General features: G+C 62.5%; 18 protein-coding genes, 2 pseudogenes and 1 riboswitch. Of the genes and pseudogenes, 9 read left to right on the top strand and 11 right to left on the bottom strand.

The features are described 5' to 3' along the window. Positions 1–7: 7 nt before the first annotated feature. Complete coding sequence (locus G7066_RS05230) at positions 8–1090, bottom strand: thiamine ABC transporter substrate-binding protein (RefSeq protein ID WP_166329574.1); 1083 nt, start codon at positions 1088–1090, stop codon at positions 8–10. Beyond that, positions 1084–1193, bottom strand: a riboswitch (TPP riboswitch). Its footprint overlaps the gene before it by 7 nt. A 6-nt stretch (positions 1194–1199) precedes the next feature. Further along, on the bottom strand, positions 1200–2906 hold the full coding sequence (locus tag G7066_RS05225; protein WP_166329572.1) for a cell division protein PerM: 1707 nt from the start codon (positions 2904–2906) through the stop codon (positions 1200–1202). Positions 2907–3015: 109 nt separating this feature from the next. Between G7066_RS05225 and G7066_RS05220 the strand changes: the two genes are divergently transcribed. Next, the gene (locus G7066_RS05220) at positions 3016–3984 is read left to right on the top strand and encodes an epimerase (protein ID WP_166329570.1); all 969 of its coding nucleotides are present in this window, start codon (positions 3016–3018) and stop codon (positions 3982–3984) included. Positions 3985–4026: 42 nt separating this feature from the next. Here G7066_RS05220 and G7066_RS05215 read toward each other — a convergent pair whose 3' ends face one another. The 3 genes from G7066_RS05215 to G7066_RS05205 all read right to left on the bottom strand — a co-directional run bounded on the left by G7066_RS05215 (position 4027) and on the right by G7066_RS05205 (position 6084). Then, positions 4027–4344, bottom strand: a complete 318-nt coding sequence (locus G7066_RS05215) for an endonuclease/exonuclease/phosphatase family protein (protein WP_166329568.1) — start codon at positions 4342–4344, stop codon at positions 4027–4029. After that, complete coding sequence (locus G7066_RS05210; RefSeq protein WP_166329566.1) at positions 4341–5054, bottom strand: hypothetical protein; 714 nt, start codon at positions 5052–5054, stop codon at positions 4341–4343. The genes G7066_RS05215 and G7066_RS05210 overlap by 4 nt, the downstream gene beginning before the upstream one ends. Before the next feature lie 112 nt (positions 5055–5166). Continuing rightward, positions 5167–6084 carry a LysR family transcriptional regulator gene (locus tag G7066_RS05205; protein WP_166329564.1) on the bottom strand — a complete coding sequence of 306 codons (918 nt, stop codon included), beginning with the start codon at positions 6082–6084 and terminating at the stop codon, positions 5167–5169. An 89-nt stretch (positions 6085–6173) separates the two neighbouring features. Between G7066_RS05205 and G7066_RS05200 the strand changes: the two are divergent. The 3 genes and pseudogenes from G7066_RS05200 (at position 6174) to G7066_RS05195 (ending at position 10815) form a co-directional block, all read left to right on the top strand. Next, positions 6174–9767: pseudogene (locus G7066_RS05200) on the top strand (bifunctional proline dehydrogenase/L-glutamate gamma-semialdehyde dehydrogenase). Continuing rightward, entirely contained in the window at positions 9767–10144 is a 378-nt protein-coding gene (locus tag G7066_RS16890; protein WP_341873866.1) for a proline racemase family protein, read from the top strand. The pseudogene G7066_RS05200 and the gene G7066_RS16890 overlap by 1 nt, the downstream one beginning before the upstream one ends. Beyond that, the gene (locus G7066_RS05195) at positions 10033–10815 is read left to right on the top strand and encodes a proline racemase family protein (RefSeq protein WP_280116243.1); all 783 of its coding nucleotides are present in this window, start codon (positions 10033–10035) and stop codon (positions 10813–10815) included. Before G7066_RS16890 ends, G7066_RS05195 begins: the two co-directional genes overlap by 112 nt. Here G7066_RS05195 and G7066_RS05190 read toward each other — a convergent pair. Together G7066_RS05190 and G7066_RS05185 are read right to left on the bottom strand one after the other, a co-directional pair. Further along, positions 10766–11407 (bottom strand): GntR family transcriptional regulator, encoded by a 642-nt coding sequence (locus tag G7066_RS05190; protein ID WP_166329562.1) that lies wholly within the window; start codon positions 11405–11407, stop codon positions 10766–10768. The genes G7066_RS05195 and G7066_RS05190 overlap by 50 nt on opposite strands. Continuing rightward, entirely contained in the window at positions 11389–11688 is a 300-nt protein-coding gene (locus G7066_RS05185) for a GntR family transcriptional regulator (RefSeq protein ID WP_166329560.1), read from the bottom strand. The genes G7066_RS05190 and G7066_RS05185 overlap by 19 nt, the downstream gene beginning before the upstream one ends. Positions 11689–11930: 242 nt before the next feature. On the opposite strand from G7066_RS05185, the gene G7066_RS05180 reads away from it, so the two are divergent. The 5 genes from G7066_RS05180 (at position 11931) to G7066_RS05160 (ending at position 16570) form a co-directional block, all read left to right on the top strand. After that, complete coding sequence (locus G7066_RS05180) at positions 11931–13025, top strand: ABC transporter ATP-binding protein (protein WP_166329558.1); 1095 nt, start codon at positions 11931–11933, stop codon at positions 13023–13025. Positions 13026–13439: 414 nt separating this feature from the next. Beyond that, positions 13440–14729: an ABC transporter permease gene (locus tag G7066_RS05175; RefSeq protein ID WP_205881533.1), complete on the top strand. Its 1290-nt coding sequence runs from the start codon at positions 13440–13442 to the stop codon at positions 14727–14729. 28 nt (positions 14730–14757) lie between these two features. Next, positions 14758–15522 (top strand): extracellular solute-binding protein, encoded by a 765-nt coding sequence (locus tag G7066_RS05170; protein ID WP_166329556.1) that lies wholly within the window; start codon positions 14758–14760, stop codon positions 15520–15522. Continuing rightward, entirely contained in the window at positions 15519–15752 is a 234-nt protein-coding gene (locus G7066_RS05165; RefSeq protein WP_166329554.1) for a hypothetical protein, read from the top strand. The genes G7066_RS05170 and G7066_RS05165 overlap by 4 nt, the downstream gene beginning before the upstream one ends. Next, on the top strand, positions 15737–16570 hold the full coding sequence (locus tag G7066_RS05160; RefSeq protein ID WP_205881532.1) for an inositol monophosphatase family protein: 834 nt from the start codon (positions 15737–15739) through the stop codon (positions 16568–16570). Before G7066_RS05165 ends, G7066_RS05160 begins: the two co-directional genes overlap by 16 nt. Here the strand turns inward: G7066_RS05160 and G7066_RS17390 are convergent. From G7066_RS17390 to G7066_RS05150, 4 genes and pseudogenes are all read right to left on the bottom strand, one after another. Further along, positions 16567–16947 (bottom strand): M24 family metallopeptidase, encoded by a 381-nt coding sequence (locus G7066_RS17390; protein ID WP_341873865.1) that lies wholly within the window; start codon positions 16945–16947, stop codon positions 16567–16569. The genes G7066_RS05160 and G7066_RS17390 overlap by 4 nt on opposite strands. A 104-nt stretch (positions 16948–17051) precedes the next feature. Continuing rightward, positions 17052–17315 (bottom strand): annotated as a pseudogene (locus tag G7066_RS17385) (M24 family metallopeptidase); the annotation flags it as partial. 86 nt (positions 17316–17401) lie between these two features. After that, positions 17402–18058 (bottom strand): aminopeptidase P N-terminal domain-containing protein, encoded by a 657-nt coding sequence (locus tag G7066_RS15240; protein ID WP_205881531.1) that lies wholly within the window; start codon positions 18056–18058, stop codon positions 17402–17404. 19 nt (positions 18059–18077) lie between these two features. Continuing rightward, the gene (locus G7066_RS05150; protein ID WP_166329552.1) at positions 18078–19379 is read right to left on the bottom strand and encodes an alpha/beta fold hydrolase; all 1302 of its coding nucleotides are present in this window, start codon (positions 19377–19379) and stop codon (positions 18078–18080) included. Positions 19380–19396: the final 17 nt, after the last annotated feature.

Here is a 19396-nt window from a genome sequence, read left to right as displayed (position 1 = left end):
CGAGTGGCTAGAGGCCGATCTGATCACTGAGTTTGCGCAGCCATCCCTCACGCCCCTGCTCAATCTTGTCGCTAGGCAGGTCGTGCAGTTGATCCTGAGTCGGCATCGGCGCAAACTGAGCCCAGTTCGCGGGAAGCTCGACCTCAGCATCCATCGGGTACATGTACATCGTGTCAGGGATCGTCTTCTGGAACTCCCCCGAGACCATGTAGTCGAGCACCGCCTTCGCGCCCTTCGGGTTCGCAGCCCCCGCGAGCACACCCGCGTACTCAACCTGGTTGGAGCAGGTGTCAAGCAGTGCCTTGGTAGTCGTGGAGGTGCCGTCTTCGCTAGTCGTGAACGCGGGTGACGAACTGTAGGAAACGACAATCGGTTTGGTGCCGTCGCCACCACCCTGAGTGAATTGCCCGTTGTAGGCTTCGGTCCAGCCCTGCTCGACCCGGGCGCCGTTGTCGACCAGCTTTTTCCAGTAGTCAACAAAGCCGTCTTCACCGAATGCGGAGACAGTGCCGATCAGAAATGAGGCCCCTGTCGAGGAGGCTGTGGGATCAAGCAGCACCGTGAGATCCCGATACTTAGAGCTCGTAAGATCCTCGTATCCCTGGGGCTCTGCGACCCCGTGATCCTTGAACCATCCGGTATCGATGTTGATGCACGTCGCCCCAACATCAACCGGCGTGAGTGATCCCTTGTTGTCAAAGGCGTAATCAGCTGCGCTTTGAGGCAGGTCTTTAGGCGCGTAGGCCTCAACCACGTCGTTATCGACGACCCTGGAGGCGAAAATTGTGTCTACGCCGAAAAATGCGTCCGCAATTGGCGCACCCTTCGTGAGCACAAGTTTACTTGTGAGTTCACCACCGTCACCCGCTGAGATCACCTCAATGTCGTAGCCGGTTGCTTTACTCGCCGCAGCCGCAAACTCCTTGTTCGGAAACGAATCGTGCACGGCAATTGTGACCTTCTTCGAGTCCTTCTCGGTGGCCCCGGCCTGCGGTTCCGCCGAACACCCGCTGAGTGTTAAACCTACCGCCGCAATCAGGGCGATCGGGGCAACTATGGCGCGGCGAGCGCGCGCACGAACATGCGTCATGAAGAGTTCCTTCCTCCGCTGGTATGAACCAGATCAGGTTGAACGGTCGGAGCTCGCGTGCTCCCTCTCAGCCCCTCGCGCAGGGACTCCCGTGGATTACCCTCTTAGCCTAGTGCTCCTTGCCCGGCCAGCGCCAACCCCTGTGGTGGTCTTTAGGTTCTTCAGACTCAGCCGCATCCACTGCATCCCACGAGTAGGCCCTCAGCAGTTCCTCGGTCTCCATGTCCTCAGCACTGACGGGTCCTGAACCAACGGTTTCGGCCAAAGCAGGTTCAGAATCGGGCGCATGCGTTTCCTGGTCATACAGCTCGGGATCGCGCGGCGGCGTCTCAATATCATAGGGCTCAGTTTCGAACGATTCAGTCTCGAACGCCCCCGTTTCAAACGGTTCAGAAGCAGCACCTTCGTTGTCGCTGCGTTCGGACTCCGGGAGCGTTACAACACTGCGCACCCCCCTCATTTCCCCTACCTCGCCAAGCTCGACGGTCTCGTGCTCGCCAAGGTGACCAGCCTCGATGTGGTCAGTTTGGTTTGCGCCTATCCCGGGAAGCCGATCTGACGCATCCGAAAGCTCGGGCAACATGGCACGAAGGCGGGAATAGTCGGTCTTGCGAGCGGCGACACCGACTACTGCCCCAACTCCGAGTTCCAGGGCGACTAAGCCGCCAACAAGCCAGGGTTCAGGCCCCACCGTGACGAGTCGATCAGGCCCAATCGAACCGGTCGCAAACGAGGCGAGTGCGGTCACGGCGAGGCCCACAAGCACCGCGGCAGCCACCGGAAGAATGAGCCCCACTACCCAACTCGCACGACGAATCTCATCGCGACTTGCAAACAGCACGCCGATCCCGACTCCCACGAGCACAAACAGCAGGGGAGCAATCAAACCAGCACTTCCCCACCCCTGGGGAATCGCCCCGAACATCGGTAGCGCAGGCATCGGGCCAAGCAACGCCCCAAAGGGTGAGGCCGAGCTTCCCGCACCAACCGCGAACCCCGCGCCTGAAACCCAGGAAACACCCCAAATTAACATGGTCGGCAGGTACGCAAGCTGCAAAAGGAAAAGCAGGAAGGCCCCGACCCCATCAAGCTGCAGATTCTGACTGAGAGTTGTAATACTCACATACCCCGCAATAATCGCGACGGTGAGGGCGATACCCGCGATTCCCATGACCCCGGCGATAAGCGCCGCGGCGATCCTCACCACCTCAGCGAGTCGCGCGGGAAGCGCACCAGCGGCAGGTACCCCGAGTCGATCAAGGCCCTGTTGCTTCCAGCGCAAGATTACGAGCCACCAATCATGTTCGTCTCGGGCGGCTCTCACCACAAACGCCGCGCCTGAGGCGCAGCCGTAGACGAGCGCGGCAACAAAGATCGCCAACCCTGCAGACCACACAATTCGACCGTGCGCGAACGGAACAACGAGGCTCGCAGCAAGGGCAAACCCGAGCGCGCCGCCCACCACACCAGCAACGCCCGTTCCACCGCGGCGTCCAAAGCGCCAGCCCGAGCGCATTGCGAGTAATGCGGTAATGAGCGTAACGCCGAGCGGCGCAAGTGACAGTGTGAACTTCAACGGTGCTGCCGCTAAGCCGAAGGAAACCGCTGCTTCCTGGGTCAGCGAAAAGGTGAGCGGCACAAAATGGCCAAGCAGCCAGACCGCGGATATGTTCGTCGCGACGTCGCCCGGTTCGGCAGCCAAACCAAACGTTACCGCCCACAGCAGCAGCGCAGGCACGGCAACAATCGCGACCCCCGCGATGGCAACGGCGAGCGCTTCAATTGCAGCAACCACTGCCGTCAACATGGGTCTCATCGCCCCAAAGTCTAGCGCCTTCAAGCGCACGGATCCCTTGGAATCCACGGACATCTTGGCTTCAATCTCGACATAGGCTAGAGGTCGATACTCAGTTGGAAGGCAGGCTATGACGTCCGAACACACTGGCCGAGTTGTTGTTGGCGGCGCCGGCGGATTTATGGGTTCATACCTCGCTAGACGATACCGCGAATCCGGTCGAGAGGTGGTGACAATCGGACGCGCCGGGGCTGACCTGAGTTGGGGCGATGCGATCGGGATCGCTGCAGCAGTCGACGGCGCTGCACTTGTGGTCGGGCTCGCTGGCAAGAGTGTGAATTGTCGGTACACCGCGCCTAACCGTGCAGAGATCTTTCGCTCGCGCCTGGAAACCACCGCGGAACTTTCAGCCGCCATCGCAGCGGCGAACACGCCCCCGGCACTCTGGGTGAATTCATCAACGGCGACGATCTACCGCCATGCCGAAGACCGCGCGATGACGGAGAGTCACGGCGATATAGGAACAGGATTCTCGGTCGAGGTTGCGAAAGCGTGGGAGAAAGCCCTGTTCGCTGATCCGCTTCCATCGACTCGCCGCATCGCACTTCGCAGCGCAATCGTGCTGGGGCAAGGCGGGGTGCTCGGCCCGATCCGCACCCTGACAAGATTTGGCCTCGGTGGCCCACAACACGACGGCCGCTGGCCCGTGAGCCGTGCTCGGAAGGCCGCGGGAACCGCGCACCTGCGAGGCGCCGCGCGAGGTCAGCAGCGATTCAGCTGGATACACATCGAAGACGTAGGCAGAATTATTGACTTTGCGGAGGCCACACCGACACTATCCGGTCCGATTAACGCAAGTGCACCGAACCCCGTTGATAACCGCACATTTATGGCAACCGTCCGACGTGTGCTCGGGGTGAACTTTGGGCTCCCAACACCACGATGGATGCTGGAAATCGGAGCTTCTCTGATACGCACCGAGACAGAACTTGTATTGAAGAGCCGCTGGGTTCTGCCAGAAAAGCTGCAGCAGGCGGGCTTCACCTTTCAATTTTCAGACCTCGAACCCGCGCTGCGTGAATCGTTCGATCGCGGCTAATCTCTGTTGGCGAGAGGCCGGGTCGTGCTGCCTCGGCTCGGGTTATTCCACGGGCAATCGAATTGAGACCGCGATCCCTCTGTGGTCTGAGATATCGGTTGCAAACACCTCGCAGCCTGTCACCTTGATGTCTGCACTCACAAGCACGTGGTCAATGGGAGCCGCAATCGCTGAGTTCACGCTGACGGGCCAGGTTCCCATGTTCGCAGCTCCACACTCCACCGCAGCATCGCTGAGAGAATGCAAGTCGGTGAAGAAGCCATGCCGCAACGTTGCGTTGAAATCCCCCGCCATAATGATCGGCTGATCGAGGCTATCGTAGTGCGCGAGATTCTCAAGGTCTGCACGCCACTGGCTCATGCGCCCCGGCAAAGGGGTGAGGTGTGAGTGGCAACGATCATTGGCATGTCGGAATCAGTGTTTTGCAGCGTCACGGTGCCAAATGTTGTGTTGGGGCCTTTGCGCTGGTGCCAAATCCCTAAACGCGGGTTCGTCATCACTGTTGTCGGAGACGCCCCACCCAGATCGGGGGTTCCGACGTATGAATAACCGACAAAATTCGTTCCGAGTATTGCCTCCTCAACTTCGAGCTGCGAGGTCTCAGGCAAGACCAGGATGTCTGGATCAAAACGGTCAATCATGTACTGCATCGTCTCACCATCGAGATTGCGCAGTGTGTTAAAGGCCACCAAGGTCACGTCTTTGGCCTCCCCTGTTTGGAGAGGCCGGGTTTCGCTGGTGAGATGCCCCGAAGGCGCTACCACCACCCAGATGCTAGACACGTTCATCACGCAGATGAGAATTAGCCCGACAAAACGACGAGGAGTGCGAACTCCATCAACCTTTGCCAACCGGCGACGTCGAACGTATGCCGCGAGCACCGTCATCAAATATACGATCACGCAGAGCGCAGCAACGAATGGCGCAAACACTCTCGGAAACGAGAGCACTTGAGCGAATGGAAAGTATGTGCTCAGGGCTTGAATCGGAGCGAATCCAGGCGCAAATACGAAGAGGGCAAAAATCAGGGTGATGATGCCCCCAGCCACAAGCAATATTCTCCGGGTCATGGGTTGAGGCTTCCACTCTCAACTCAGCAAATCAAATTAGGGGATGCAATTCGCGGTACGCGAACCGAGAAATCGCGGACGGTCAGAGCAAACAGGGCAGGGCAGAGCAGAGTTACTCCACCTCATCAAGCGCAGCAGCTTCTTCGTGAAGCGCGTGCCTTACCGCTTCTAGTGCCGGGTGAATGCCGCTCGAGGAGCGAGCCGCAGTAAACACCGTGCGCTGAGGATCCCCCTTCAACGAGACGAGTCGCAGTTGGTGAATGGCGCCGCGGTGAACCAAGTCTGGCAAAAGCGCGACCGCGTTACCCGTCTCGATGAGCCGCACGTGTGTCTGCAGATCGGCAGTTTCGTAACGCACGTCGGGTTCGAACCCGGCGCTTCGACACAACTGCAGGGCCCAATGCCGCGAGGCTGCTCCCTCTGGTTCCATCACCCAGGGCAGCCCAGCAGCGTCTTGCAGCCGCTCGACACGATCAAATTCAGGATCTCCCGCATCAAGCGGAGGCAAGCCCAGACGGATATGATCCCGCACTAGGGGTTCGCGATCCAACCCGGAAAAGTGCGGCGCCGAGTGCCCCGGGTATTGCTCAGCCACCACAAGATCGAACGCTCTTGCGCGCGTCTCCTCAAGACCTGCCTCAGGTTCGTGCTGCACCATTTCGACTCGGAGCCTCGGGTGCGCCGCTCGCAACCTCCTGAGTACCTGCGGCATCAGTGCCAAGAGTGCCGTCTGAAACACAGCCAGCCGCACGGTGCCCGATACCTCGGCGTGCGCGCGATGCAGTGCCGCCTCGGCACGCTCAAGTCCTGCGAGCAGCTCCTGCGTCTCGGCCACGAGCGCCTGCGCTGCGGCTGTCAATTCAAGCGTGCGCCCGACTCGACGTAGCAGCGTCACGCCGGCCTCCCGCTCGAGCAACGCGAGCTGCTGCGATATGGCGGAGGGGCTGTAACGCAGCGCTTCGGCCACCGCCGCGACGGTTCCACGGGCATCAAGTTCCCAGAGCAGACGGAGCCGTTTCATCTCAAGCACAGCGCACCCCAATTCATGCAGTTTTACTTCACACTATCCCACATAAACTGTTGCTTTACTTCACTCTTGCAAGGGGTGAAACTGGTCTCATGAACAACCCAACGAGCGAGGTAACCATGGCCACAACTGACGTCCGCCCCCAGCAACTCGCGGATGAAGCAATTGCCCTTGTGCGCCGCTGGCTCGCCGAAGCCGCGCAGGTTCCAGCTGATCCCTCAGCCGAGCGTCTCGCGGGCCTGCTCCGCGACCCGAACGGCCTCGACTTTGCTGTCGGATTCGTCGACGGTGTGGTGCGCCCCGAAGACCTCAACGTCGCAGCGAAGCGCCTCAGCGAATTGACCTCACTCACCCCAAAGTTTCTGCCCGGCTACATGCGCGGAGGCATGACCCTCGGCGGTGCACTCGCGAAGCCGCTCTCGGGAGTTGTGGTGCCGGTGGCCCGTCGTGTGCTGCGCGAACTGGTCAGCCACCTGATTATCGACGCGAGCGACTCGAAGCTCGGGCCCGCCATCGCGAAGATCAAGCGCGACGGTGTGAGCCTCAACATCAACCTGCTCGGCGAGGCGATCCTCGGCAAGGCAGAGGCAGAGCGCCGCATCGAGGGCACCCACAAGCTGCTCGCGCGCGACGACGTCGGCTACGTCTCGATCAAGGTGTCATCGACCGTTGCACCGCACAACCACTGGGCGTTTGACGAGGCAGTCGTCGAAATCGAGCAACACCTCTTGCCGCTCTTCGAGAGGGCCGCGGCCGCGTCGCCACGCAAGTTCATCAACCTCGACATGGAAGAGTACAAAGATCTCGATCTCACACTCGCCGTGTTCACCAAAATCCTCGACCGCCCCGAGTTTCTCAATCTCGAAGCAGGCATCGTGTTGCAGGCCTACCTGCCCGACGCGCTTAGCGCGATGATGCGTCTGCAGAAGTGGTCGGCGGCCCGCGTCGCGCGCGGTGGCGCGCCCATCAAGGTGCGCGTCGTGAAGGGCGCAAACCTGCCGATGGAGCTGGTCGAGGCGACCGTTCATGGCTGGGAGGCCGCGACCTGGGGATCAAAGCAGGAATCCGACACCGGGTACAAGGCCGTACTCGACTACGCGCTGCACCCCGAACGTGTGAAGAACGTGAGGATCGGCGTTGCCGGTCACAATCTCTTCGATGTGGCTTTGGCCTGGCTTCTCGCAAAGGCACGTGGGCTCAGAGCGGCATCGAGTTCGAGATGCTGCTCGGCATGGCGACGGGGCAGGCGGAGGCCGTGCGGCGCGAGGTCGGCGGTCTGCTGCTCTACGTGCCGGTCGTGCACCCGCAGGAGTTCGACGTTGCAATCGCTTACCTAATTCGCCGCCTCGAAGAGGGAGCCAGCCACGAGAACTTCATGTCGGCCGTTTTCGAACTCAACGACAACTCCGCGCTTTTTGAGCGCGAAAAAGACCGCTTTCTCGCGTCGCTCGCCGACCTCGAAGCGATCACCGCCGACGGTGATCCCGAGCACTTCAACGTGCCCAGCCCGCAGCGCAGCCAAGATCGTCGCGTGTCTCGCGCGGACACCGCTGACGATCGCATCGCCGCAAGAGTAGCCGCGGGCATCGAGGGGTTTGAGAACACACCCGACACCGACCCTGACCTGCCCGGCAACCGCGAGTGGGGTCGTGAGATCGCGAACCGCATGGTTCACTCACAGCTGGGCAAGGCGACCGTCGATGCCTCTCTCATCGCAGACAGTGCCGATCTGGAAGCCGCCATCGAGCGTGGCCGCGCGTCTGCCTCTGGTTGGCAGGCGCTCAGCGCAGACGAACGGGCACAGATTCTGCACCGCGCGGGCGAGCAACTCGAAGCTCGCCGCGCTGCTCTGCTTGAGGTAATGGGATCGGAGTGCGGCAAAACGCTCGACCAGGGCGACCCCGAGGTCTCCGAGGCCATCGACTTCGCGCACTACTACGCGGCGCTCGGCCAGGCGCTTGAGCAGGTCGAGGGTGCGACATTCGTGCCGCAAAAGCTCACCGCGGTGATTCCGCCGTGGAACTTCCCGGTCGCAATCCCGCCGGAGGCACCCTCGCCGCACTCGCCGCAGGCTCCTCAGTGATCATCAAGCCCGCAACCCAGGCGGCCCGCTCCGGTGCCGTGATGGTTGAGGCGCTGTGGGAGGCAGGAGTTCCCCGCGACGTGCTGCAGATGGTGCAGTTTACGGACCGCGCGCTTGGTTCGGCCCTTGTGGCCGACACACGGATCGACCGGCTGATCCTAACCGGTGCTTACGAAACCGCGGAGACCTTCCGCGGCCTGCGCCAGGATCTACCGATTCTCGCCGAGACCAGCGGCAAAAATGCCATCATCGTCACCCGAACGCCGACTTCGATCTCGCCGCCCGCGATGTCGCGCAGTCCGCGTTTGGTCACGCCGGTCAGAAGTGCTCGGCGGCGTCACTCGTGATTCTCGTCGGCTCGGTGGCGCAGTCCAAGCGCTTCCGCGGCCAGTTGCTTGACGCGGTGCGCTCGCTCGACATCGGCACCCCCGATCAGCTTACGAGCCAGATGGGGCCAATGATCGCGGCCCCCTCCGGCAAACTAGAGCGCGGTCTCACGAAGCTTGAGCCGGGGCAGAGCTGGATGGTGAAGCCTGGTCCCGTTGAGGGTGATCACCCGCTCGCCCGCGACGCTTCAGGCGCTTCAAAGCTGTGGACACCCGGCGTTCGCGAGGGTGTGCGGCGCGGAAGTGAGTACCACCTCACCGAGTACTTCGGCCCGATCCTCGGCATCATGACGGCTTCGACGCTTGATGAGGCGATCGACATGGTCAACGACATCGACTACGGTCTCACGAGCGGCCTGCACTCCCTCGACCGCGATGAGCTCACGCTGTGGCTCTCACGCATCGAGGCGGGCAACCTCTACGTCAACCGCGGTATCACCGGCGCTATCGTTCGCCGCCAGCCCTTCGGCGGCTGGAAGAAGTCGGCGATCGGCGCGGGCACTAAGGCCGGCGGCCCGAGCTACCTGTTCGGGCTCGGCGACTGGAAAGACGCGCCAAGCGCTGCTGATCCGAGCAGTGCCGATCCGATCCGGCCGATGCCCGCGGCGGCCCCGCTACTGCGGGCCGCGCAGCAGGCCGATCTGCCCGAGGAGTCACTGGAGTGGTTGCGCGCAGCTCTCGGCTCGGACGCCGCAGCCTGGGAGCAGGAATTCGGTGTGCGCCGCGATGCCTCGGGGCTCGGGATCGAGCGCAACGTGCTGCGTTATCTGCCGGCCCAAACTGTGATTCGCGCGACAGCGGATGCCTCTGTGGCCCACGTTGTTCGTGCAGTTGCCGCAGGAGTGACAGCGGGATCGGCCCCGCTACTGAGTCTGCCGACAGCGCTCCCCCAGGCTATTCTCGCGGCGTTCGAAACAGCCGGTGTCGCGATCCACTTCGAAGATGACGATGCCTGGGCCACCCGCGTTGCCGGCCTTGCCCGACGCCAAGGGCCAGCCGCCGGTGCACGCATCAGGATCATCGCGGGCGATTCGCGCGAGGACGTTATCTCGGCGACCTACGAGGCTTCGGGTGGCAAACCCGACATCGCGGTCTACGGCGGTCCCGTCGTGTCGGCGGGTCGCGTCGAGATGCTGCCGCACCTGCGCGAGCAGGCAGTGTCGATCACGGCGCACCGCTTCGGCACGCCGAACCATCTGAGCGATGGGGTGATCTAGTGTTTGGGGGCTCACCGGCTGGGTCATTGTTTGGGCAGTGGATTCGCACGACCGACTACCACACGGCCGGCGAACCCTTCCGCATCGTGCACGAGGATGCCCCCGTTCCGCCCGGCGAAACCGTTGGGGAACGCCGCGTCGCGGCAATGACGGCGGGCTCAGAAGCTGACTGTGTCCGCGAGTTGCTCTGCAGTGAGCCTCGCGGTCACGCCGATATGTACGGCGGATTCATTGTGCCGCCCGATGATGCGGGGCCCACTTCGGTGTGCTGTTCTGGCACAAGGACGGCTTCTCGACGGCCTGTGGGCACGGCACGATTGCGCTTGGAGTGTGGGCGACCGACACTGGTCTCGTCGAGAGTGATCCCGATGGCGTGACCGAGGTGCGCATCGATGTGCCCTCAGGCCGCGTGGCAGCACAAGTTGAGCGGCGGAACGGCAAGCTGGTCAGCGCCACATTCCGCAACGTAGCCTCGCACGTCATTGCCAGAGGGGTGTGCCTCGAAACAAGCCGTGGCTCGGTGCTCGTCGATCTCAGTTTCAGCGGCGCAATCTACGCCTCGGTGCGCGCCACCGATGTGGGGCTCTCCGTTGATCCTGAGCACTACACCGAGTTGATCGCGCTCGGTCGCGAGGTGAAGTGGGCGCTCAACGATGCCGTCGAGGCACAGTACGCCGCTGACCCGCGGCTCTCCGGCGTCTACGGCACAATTCTGTGGGATGACCTGGGCCGAGGCACCGAGGGTCCCAAGCAGCGCAACGTGACGGTCTTCGCTGACGGTGAGGTGGATCGCTCGCCCTGCGGCTCCGGTACCGGCGCGCGCGTTGCCCTGCTCGCCGACGATGGCACCCTCACTGCAACTGACACCCTCGAACACCACTCGATTGTCGACACGGTGTTTCGAGCGCGCTGGGAGGCGGCGGGGGTGGACCTCAGCGGCGAAACACTCGTCACCCCGTTCGTGACGGGCACCGCTTACCAAACCGGCGAGCACCGCTTCATGCTTGATCCCGCGGACCCCCTCGGCAGTGGGTTTGTGCTGCGGTAGGGCTTCGTGTGGCGGGGCGATACGAATTGCGCCAACGGCAAGGGACTTTACCGCCGGCAAAGAAACTAGCGGGTAAGCATCCTTGCCTTCGGTTATCAGCCTTGCCCGAGTCGCGCGGAGCGGCACTACGGGACAACTGAGGACCGCCGACCACAGCGGGGTCAACCGCATTGTCAATGGTGAAGTTCGCCATGTTGGGCAGGTAGCGGTTGGTCGCGAGTTCGAGGATCATGCCGCGCGCACCGTAAGAGGTGCGCCGCACCCGCAGCAACGCGCTTCCCTCGGCAACACCCAGCCATTTCGCCTCGCGCTGCCCCGCACCCTCGGCGTCGATCACGTTGTGGGCTCGCACGGGAGCCAGGCCGTGCTCCCGCAGAATCTGGTACATGCTGGCCTGCTCGAGATCTTCGACAAGAAAGTAGCGACCGACGTCGAGCGGGTACAGCGCTGACTCGAGCATGACGGGCTGATCGTCGAAGTACCGCGCGCGAAGCACCTCCACGATCGACGCACTCGGCTCGATCCCGAGCCCCTCCGCTTCCTGAGTGTCAGCGAGGCGGCGAGAAATCTCAATCACCCGTTGGCCGGGCACTCGACCGAGGCTCTTTGCCCACTCCGTGAACGACACAAAGGTGTCAAACGACTGCGATGGCACCACCCGCTGTACCCGGGGTGCTGATCCGATCCCCCAAGCACCAGCCCCTCAGCCCGCAGTGCGGCGAGCGCCTGGCGAACGGTGCCGCGCGACACACCGAATTCCTCAACGAGGCGCCGTTCGCTCGGCACCCGGTCTCCCTGCTCCCACTCACCCGAGAGTATGCACTCACGGAGCGTCCCATACACCTGCGAGTGCAGTGGAAGGTTTGTGCTCATCGTTTCACCCTAACCCCTCGAACTCTGACACGCACGGATCCCTCAAACTGGTTCATACCTTAACGCAAAAGTTACCAATCCCCGGAAACACACAGCGTCGAAAACCAATCAAATCAGATGGTTTTCACGCACCAGTTTCTCAACTGGTATTGACCAGTTGAGAAAAGTCTGTGTACCATTGCACAACTCGTTTCGTTTCGGCGAGACACACAACAACAGCACTGTGGCTGTCAGGAGGAAACGTGACCGCAATCCAGGTGGATCAACTTTCGGTGTCGTACGGCGACACAAAAGTCATCAATGAACTCAGTCTCACCATTCACGACGGTGAGTTCTTTACGCTCCTCGGCCCCTCCGGGTGCGGCAAAACCACCCTGCTTCGCACCATCGCCGGTTTCATCACACCGGTGGCCGGTCGCCTGTCGTTCGACGACGCCGACGTCACACGGGTGCCAACCCATCGCCGCGACATCGGCATGGTCTTTCAGGATTACGCACTTTTTCCCGACAAGACCGTCAACACCAACGTCGCCTACGGCCTCAAGGCGCGCCACCTGGAGCGAAGTGCGATCCCGAACCGCGTTGAGGAGGCGCTCGAACAGGTCGGCATGACCGGCTACGGCGACCGCCTTCCCGGCGAACTCTCGGGCGGGCAGCGGCAACGCGTGGCACTCGCGCGTGCGCTCGCCATTCGCCCCAGGGTTCTGCTGATGGACGAGCCACTCTCAAACCTCGACACAAAACTCAGGCTCTCGATCCGCGAGGCGATCGGCGACCTGCAGCGTGAGCTCGGGATCACCACCGTGTTTGTGACCCACGACCAGGAGGAGGCACTCGCACTTTCCGACAGGATCGCACTGTTTCGCAGCGGAAACATTGACCAGCTGGGAACACCCAACGAAATCTACCGCAGGCCCGCATCGAGCTACGCGGCCGACTTTATTGGGGCGGCGAACGTGCTCCCGGTAACGATCGCAGACGATGCCGCAACCAACGACGAAACCGTCACCGTGAGCCTCGGTTCAGCCTCCCTGCGGGGCATACGGCGCACGGCATTGCGCGCGGGATCGGCATACGCCGTTGCAAGGCCCGAACACCTACGACTCTTGCCCGGCGACGGCCACAGTGATCCCTCGCACGAAGAGACCGGAAGCTCGGTGATCCCTGGCGAGGTGATTCGCCACCAGTACCTCGGCTACAAACACCAGTACAGCGTGCGCCTCACTGACGGCACCGTGATCGCGAGTGCGGAGCCCGCTTCGGGAAGCAGCCACAGTGCGGGCGACCTCGTCTCCGTGGTGTTTCCGACCGCAGAAACGCTGGTGATGGCCTCATGACCCTCACGGCTCCCCCACCTGTTGCCACGGAAACCCGCGCCTACACGATCACTCGGGAGGCGAAGAAGCGGCAGTTTTCGCCCTGGCTACTTCTCAGTGTGATCTTTCTGGCGTTGATCCTCGCGTTTGTGACCTGGCCCATTATCAACATTCTTATCGGCTCGATTTCAAGCAGCGAGACAGGGGCCTTCGCCGGCTGGTCGACCTTCTTTGCCGACGAGCAATACACTCGCGCGGTCGGCAACACACTGCTGCTCGCGACCATCGTGACGGTACTCGCAACCGCGATCGGCGTGTTTCTCGCCTACTTCACCTCGCGGTTCTCGTTCTGGGCAAAGGCCGTTATCGCGGTTCTGCCGATCACGGCGATCCTGGTGCCAGAGGTGATCGTGGCACAGTCCTGGCTTATGTTCCTTGGCAACAACGGGTTCCTCACCCGGTTCGTACGCGACGCGTTCGGGTGGCACTCCCTCACTCTACGGCTGGACCGGACTCATTCTGATCCTGCCGTTTCTGTATTACACCTACGTCTACCTCGGCACCCTCGCCGCGTTCAAGGGATTCGACGCTCAGCTCGAAGAGGCCGCGATGAGCCTCGGATCCTCGCCACTAAAAGCACGTCTCAAGGTGATGATCCCCGCGGTGTTCCCCGCCATCGCTGCCACCTCGTTGCTTGTGTTCACCCTCACACTCGGCAACTTCGCCACCTCCACGATTGTCGGTGGAGACGTCAAGCTGCTCGCTCCGCTCACCTACAAAGTGTTCCTCGCGGAGACCGGCGGTGATCCCACGATGCAGTCAACGCTCGCGACCGTGTCCATTGCAATTGTTGCGCTCGTGCTGTTTGTTCAGCGCTTGACGGTCGGGCGCAAGAAGTACGAGATGGTGCAGGGGCGCTCCTGGACCCCAATCCCACTTCGCGGATTCGCGGGCTCCGCCACCGCGGTCGTCGCGGGGATTCTGCTTGTCGCGTCAACGCTCCCCCTGGTGATGGTTGTGCTCATTGCGTTCACCAAGAGCAGCGGGCCGGTGCTGAAGTGGGGCGAGTTCTCCCTTGACAGCATCACGACCGTTCTCGCTCGCGAACCGCAACCGATACTCAACACGGTCATGTTTGGCGGTCTTGCCTGCCTGATCGGGGTCGTTGCCAGCTCGATCATCAGCGTGCTCATCGTGAAGAAAAAGAACCCGCTCACGCCCGCGCTCGACTACCTCGTCATGCTGCCTATGGCCCTCTCCGGTACGGTCCTCGGCATCGGCATGATGACGGCGTTCGGCAGCGGGAGTTGGATCACGCTCTCTGGCACCTCCGCGATCATCGTGCTTGTGTTTGTTGTACGACGACTCCCGCACGGTCTGCGCAGCGCCTCAGCGACACTGCACGCGATCCCGGATTCCCTTGAAGATGCCTCGATCAGCCTGGGTGTCCCGCCCTTCCGCTCGTTCGTAAAAGTGGTCTTGCCGCTGATGGTTCCTGGCATTGCGGCCGCCACCGTGCTGACCTGGACCACCATCATCGCCGAGCTTTCCGCTTCCCTCGTGGTGTATTCCGCGGGTCGCGAGACGATCACCATCAAGGTGTTCCAACTGATGAACACCGGGTTAAACAGCCAGGCTGCGGCCTACGGGCTGATCCTCGTTCTGCTCGCCATTGTTCCCATTGTTGTCGCCACGCGGGTCTTCAAGATCCGACTGTTCACCTAATTCTGCCCTCCCTTAGAAAGGCACCCCCATGAAACTGTCCCACGCCATCACATCGAGCATTGGCATCGTCGCCACCGCTCTTCTTCTTGCAGGCTGCTCGGGTGGTGACTCCGCAGCCGAGACCTCGAAGGCCGTCATGTACACCTCTAACAACGAAACGACGGTTGGGGTTGTGACCTCGGCAGCGGCAGCGAGCGATCCGTCACTGAAGGTCGAAGCCGTCACGGGCAGCTCGGGTCCACTGCTGCAGCGCATCAAGAGCGAAGCGAGCGCTCCGGCCGCGGACGTGTTTTACAGCGCCCCCGCGACCACGTTTGCCGATTTCAGTGAGTTTGCGGAACCGTACCGCTCACCCGAGGCCGACGCAATCCCCGCAGATCTCTTGGACGCCGAGGATCGGTGGGTTCCCACCAACACCCACGTTGTTGCACTGATGGCCAACACCGACCAGATTGACGGCGGGAAGGCTCCAACGAGTTGGAAAGACCTCACTGACCCCAAGTGGAAAGGCAAAGTGATCGTTGCCGATCCGAGCCAATCTTCGACGGCGCTCACGGCACTCTACGGGGCCTCGAAGGTGCTCGGCGAGAACGACTTCACAAAACTTGTGGAGAATCTCGAGGTCACCGAAAACTCAAGCAACGTGTACCCGGCGGTGGCCCAGGGTGAATACGCCGTGGCTATTGCGTACGAGTCCAACATCTACCCCTACGTCGCTGGCGAGCAAGCAGGGATCGAAATGGTGTATCCGAGGACGGCACCTTCGTTGAGTACGATTCGGCATTTGTTGTGAAGGGTGCGCCGCATACGGCGGCAGCAAAGCAGCTGATCGACGTGATCCTCTCGAAGGAAGCACAGGAAGAAAACCTGAAGCAATCGTTCCGTCGCCCCGTTCGAGATGACATCGACCCGACCGAGTTCGTTGACTTTAAGAAGCTCGAAGACCTCACTATCGTCGACATTCACGGCCCAGAAGATGCCAAGGGTCGCGAGACGTTCCTCTCCTCATGGGCAAAGAACTGAGCGCGGTAGACGCAGCAGTGGTGACGTTTGCCGATCACTCTCGTGTTGGCGAGTTCATGGCGTTTATCGCCGAACTCGCCAACACGGCCCGAGCTGCGCTGTCGGACCACCATCGGGTTCGTCGTTTCGACACAAAAGACGACGCGAGTCCCGTTACCGAGTTCGACCGGGCCGTTGAGCAGATGCTGCGCGACCGTATCCACCACCGCTACCCCGACCACGGCATCGTTGGCGAGGAGTTTGCTGCGGAGCTGCCTGACGCAGAGTTTGTGTGGATCATGGATCCCATTGACGGCACGAAGCAGTTCATCGCCGGCATTCCGGTGTTTACCACGCTCATCGCGCTCTGCCACAACGGGACCCCCGTGGTAGGCCTGATCGACGCACCCGCAACAGATGACCGCTGGCTTGGAGTCAGCGGCGGGGTCACCACACACAACGGTGAGGTGGTGCACACGAGCGGGCGCACGACGGTCGCGGGGGCCACCGTGTCGTGGAGCAACCCCGAGGTTGTGCTTGATCCTCACCTCGCGGGTCGAGAACGCCTCAACGCGCTCACCGCCTGGCGGGTGTTCGGTGCGGCGGCGTTCGGGTGCGGGCGCCTAGCGTCGGGCGCGCTCGACCTGGCGATCGAGAGCGGCACCACTGGCCCACACGATGTCTGCGCGCTAGCCCCGATCATCGAGGCAGCGGGAGGCAAGTGCAGTGACGGCTTCGGGGAGCCGATTACGCTACACTCGACCTCCACGTTCCTCGCCGCGGCGACGCCCGAGTTGCACGCGGAGGCGCTCACTACGTTGAACAGCGATAGGTGTTAGCTGGTCTGGTCCATCCACGCCTCAAGCCCGGCAGCATCAATCGGCAGCACATCACTCAGCACGTCGATGCCGTCGGAGGTCACCACGAGGTCGTCCTCAATGCGCACACCAATGCCGCGCAGCTCGGGCGGCACCGTCTCATCCCAGGCGTGAAAGTACAGCCCGGGCTCAACCGTCAGCGCCATGCCGAGCTGGATCGTGCCGCCGAGGTAGGTCTCGTAGCGCGACGACTCGCAGTCGTGCACGTCAAGACCGAGGTGGTGGCCCACACCGCACACGATGTAGCGACGGTGGTGCTGCCCCGTTTCAGAGAGCGCCTCATCAACCGAGACCGGCAGCATTCCCCAGTCGTGAAGCCCCTGCGCAATAACCTCCATGCAGGCCGCGTGAAAATCTGCCCAGAGACGTCCGGGCGCACAGCGTCAAGTCCAGCTCGGTGCGACTTCTCAACAAGATCGTGCACGGCACGCTGCTCGGGGCTGAAACGCCCAGAGGCCGGAATCGTGCGGGTCACATCGGCGGTGTAGCCGCTGCGGTTCTCCACGCCCATGTCGAGCAGCAGCAGTTCGTCTGCGCCCACCTCACCCTCGGCCCGCACCCAGTGCAAGATGGGGGCGTGCGCGCCCGATCCAACAATGCTCGCGTAGCCAGGGCCGTTGCCAACCGTGCGCGCCCAGCGGTCAAACGTGCCCTGCAGCCAGCGCTCACCACCGCCCTCAACCGCGCGCGGGATCTCGCGTCGCACCTGGGCGAAACCCTCTGCGGTGGCGATGACCGCTTTGCGCAGCTCGGCGATCTCCCACTCGTCTTTGAACGCGCGCAGCTCCGAGATCACCCGAGCAAGCAGCCCGAGCGGGCCCACCCGTCAAGCGCGCGACCGGCCCCGATGCCCACGACGGGAGCACCCGCGACGAGCGCGTCGTCAGCCACGTTCAACTCCGAGAGTGGCGCCGTGTGAAGCTGCAGCGCGGGTTCAAGCTCAGCGAGTCCGGGCAGCGGACCAACCCATAGCTCGCCGTGATTGGCGTCGGCGTGAAACGCGGTGTCTCCAGGCCGCGCGGGCGGTGTCAGGTACAGCGTCGCCTCGTGCCCACCGGCGACGGGACTCATTACCAGCACACCATCTTCGACCGAGTGGCCGACCAGCCACAGGAAGTCGCTATCAGCGCGGAACTCAAAGAAGGTGTCCCCCACTCGCAGTTGCGCGCGGCCCGCCGTGATCACCAGGGTGCGACCCGGCAGGGCCTCCGATAGTCGGTGGCGGTGCGCGGCAGCCGCAGCAACGGCGCCGTCCTCCAGATGCGGGGTCCGATCGGCGTCGCCCCAGCCCTCACGCAGCCAGTTCGTAAAACCCGGCACCTCTGTGAGTTTAGGCATGCGCGGATCGCGACGCACCGCGCGCGACATGGGAATGCTCGATTCCCAGTCGACCACGAGCACCTGCTGTGCGAGTCCGGTCAGTTGAATGCCAGCGTCTTGCTGTGACATGTGTTCTCCGTTCAGGTCTTTACAGTTCGCGCGAGCGCTTCGTGCCGCCGAGGCGCACCTCAAGGGCTGCGAACAGACGCTCCGCAACGTCGCCCAGCCGCAGCCCGTCGTGCTCAAACTCGTTAGTGACCCAGGCGTGAAGCCCGGCAATCCGGCCCGCCGTTTCAAGCGACAGCTGCGCGTCGACATACATATCGTCGTAGTAGACCGCCGCCTCAACCGGCACCTCATTTCGAGCGAGCACAGCGACATCGTAGAGCTCGATCGGCTGCTCGTGCGTCGCGAGATGCTCAACCGCCGCTTCAAAGCCACGAAGCGGTGAGATCTCCGAGAACATCCACGGAAACACTGTCTCGCCGGTAAAACTCAGCGGCCGAGCGTCCTCCGCAAACTCGGGGTGACGCTCGCGCTCCCGCTGCGCCGCCCAAGCAGAAGGACCCGGCCCGTAGATCGCCTCCTGCAGCGCGATGAACAACGGATTGGTCGCAAAGCTCGTGGCGGCCTCAACCTCTGCAAGGAACACGTCGCTCAACCGGGTTTCGGCTTCGTCGGCAAACGCCTCATCAAAGATCCAGTGCACGCGATCAAACCCGGGCTTCATGCCAAAATCCAGCCCCAGCAGTTGCAGTCGCCGCACAGTCAGCCGATCCCCCGACGGCAACCGCACGTCGCTCGACGCTAGCAGATCTGCAACGCGGTCGATCCGCGCGACCAACTGCGGGTGCCGCGCACGGAATAGGCGGTTCTTCTCAGCGATGCGCGGGAAGGTGCGGGCGTAGACGACCGCCGGGTCGGGATCGATACTCGGAATACCTCCCGTAATCGCCGACGCCACGACGGACTGCGGAAAGTGCGACAGGTACTGCAGCGTGAGGAACCCACCGTAGCTCTGCCCCAGAGTCCACCACTGCCGACCAGAAAAGTGTCGCTCCCGCAGCGCCTCGAAGTCACGCACGATCGAGTCAGCACGGTGCAGCGCGAGTCGTCGCGCACCCTCCTCGGGTGTGAGCACGGCAAAATCGGCAGCAGAGAGCGGCGTCGATCTGCCCGTGCCACGCTGGTCGGGCAGGATCACACGGAACCGCTTCACAGCGCTCGCGATCCAGCCATCAGCATCGAGCGGACGCGGTGACTTGCCGCCGGGGCCGCCCTGCAAAAACACGAGCAGCGGCAGATCCTCTCCCTGGCGCGTCGCGTCGACGACCTCGCGGGCGTAGACCCGTATGGTCTCACCGTCGGGCTGCGACCAATCGAGCGGCGTCTCCACCCACAGATCACGTGCCACAAGTTTCTGCCCGATCGGGTACCAGATGTCATTCATCGTCGTGCGGTCCTCAC

Origin of the sequence: Leucobacter coleopterorum (genome assembly GCF_011382985.1) — a bacterium.
GTDB classification, from domain to species: domain Bacteria; phylum Actinomycetota; class Actinomycetes; order Actinomycetales; family Microbacteriaceae; genus Leucobacter; species Leucobacter coleopterorum.
Note: the sequence above shows the minus strand (reverse complement) of the source record. Positions and strands in the feature narration are given on the sequence as shown.

What these genes read in the sequence shown, in the direction of transcription:
- G7066_RS05230 (WP_166329574.1), bottom strand. Translation starts at nt 1,090, where the DNA reads ATGACGCATGTTCGTGCGCGCGCTCGCCGCGCCATAGTTGCCCCGATC.
- G7066_RS05225 (WP_166329572.1), bottom strand. Translation starts at nt 2,906, where the DNA reads ATGAGACCCATGTTGACGGCAGTGGTTGCTGCAATTGAAGCGCTCGCC.
- G7066_RS05220 (WP_166329570.1), top strand. Translation starts at nt 3,016, where the DNA reads ATGACGTCCGAACACACTGGCCGAGTTGTTGTTGGCGGCGCCGGCGGA.
- G7066_RS05215 (WP_166329568.1), bottom strand. Translation starts at nt 4,344, where the DNA reads ATGAGCCAGTGGCGTGCAGACCTTGAGAATCTCGCGCACTACGATAGC.
- G7066_RS05210 (WP_166329566.1), bottom strand. Translation starts at nt 5,054, where the DNA reads ATGACCCGGAGAATATTGCTTGTGGCTGGGGGCATCATCACCCTGATT.
- G7066_RS05185 (WP_166329560.1), bottom strand. Translation starts at nt 11,688, where the DNA reads ATGAGCACAAACCTTCCACTGCACTCGCAGGTGTATGGGACGCTCCGT.
- G7066_RS05170 (WP_166329556.1), top strand. Translation starts at nt 14,758, where the DNA reads ATGAAACTGTCCCACGCCATCACATCGAGCATTGGCATCGTCGCCACC.
- G7066_RS05160 (WP_205881532.1), top strand. Translation starts at nt 15,737, where the DNA reads ATGGGCAAAGAACTGAGCGCGGTAGACGCAGCAGTGGTGACGTTTGCC.
- G7066_RS17390 (WP_341873865.1), bottom strand. Translation starts at nt 16,947, where the DNA reads ATGGAGGTTATTGCGCAGGGGCTTCACGACTGGGGAATGCTGCCGGTC.
- G7066_RS15240 (WP_205881531.1), bottom strand. Translation starts at nt 18,058, where the DNA reads ATGTCACAGCAAGACGCTGGCATTCAACTGACCGGACTCGCACAGCAG.
- G7066_RS05150 (WP_166329552.1), bottom strand. Translation starts at nt 19,379, where the DNA reads ATGAATGACATCTGGTACCCGATCGGGCAGAAACTTGTGGCACGTGAT.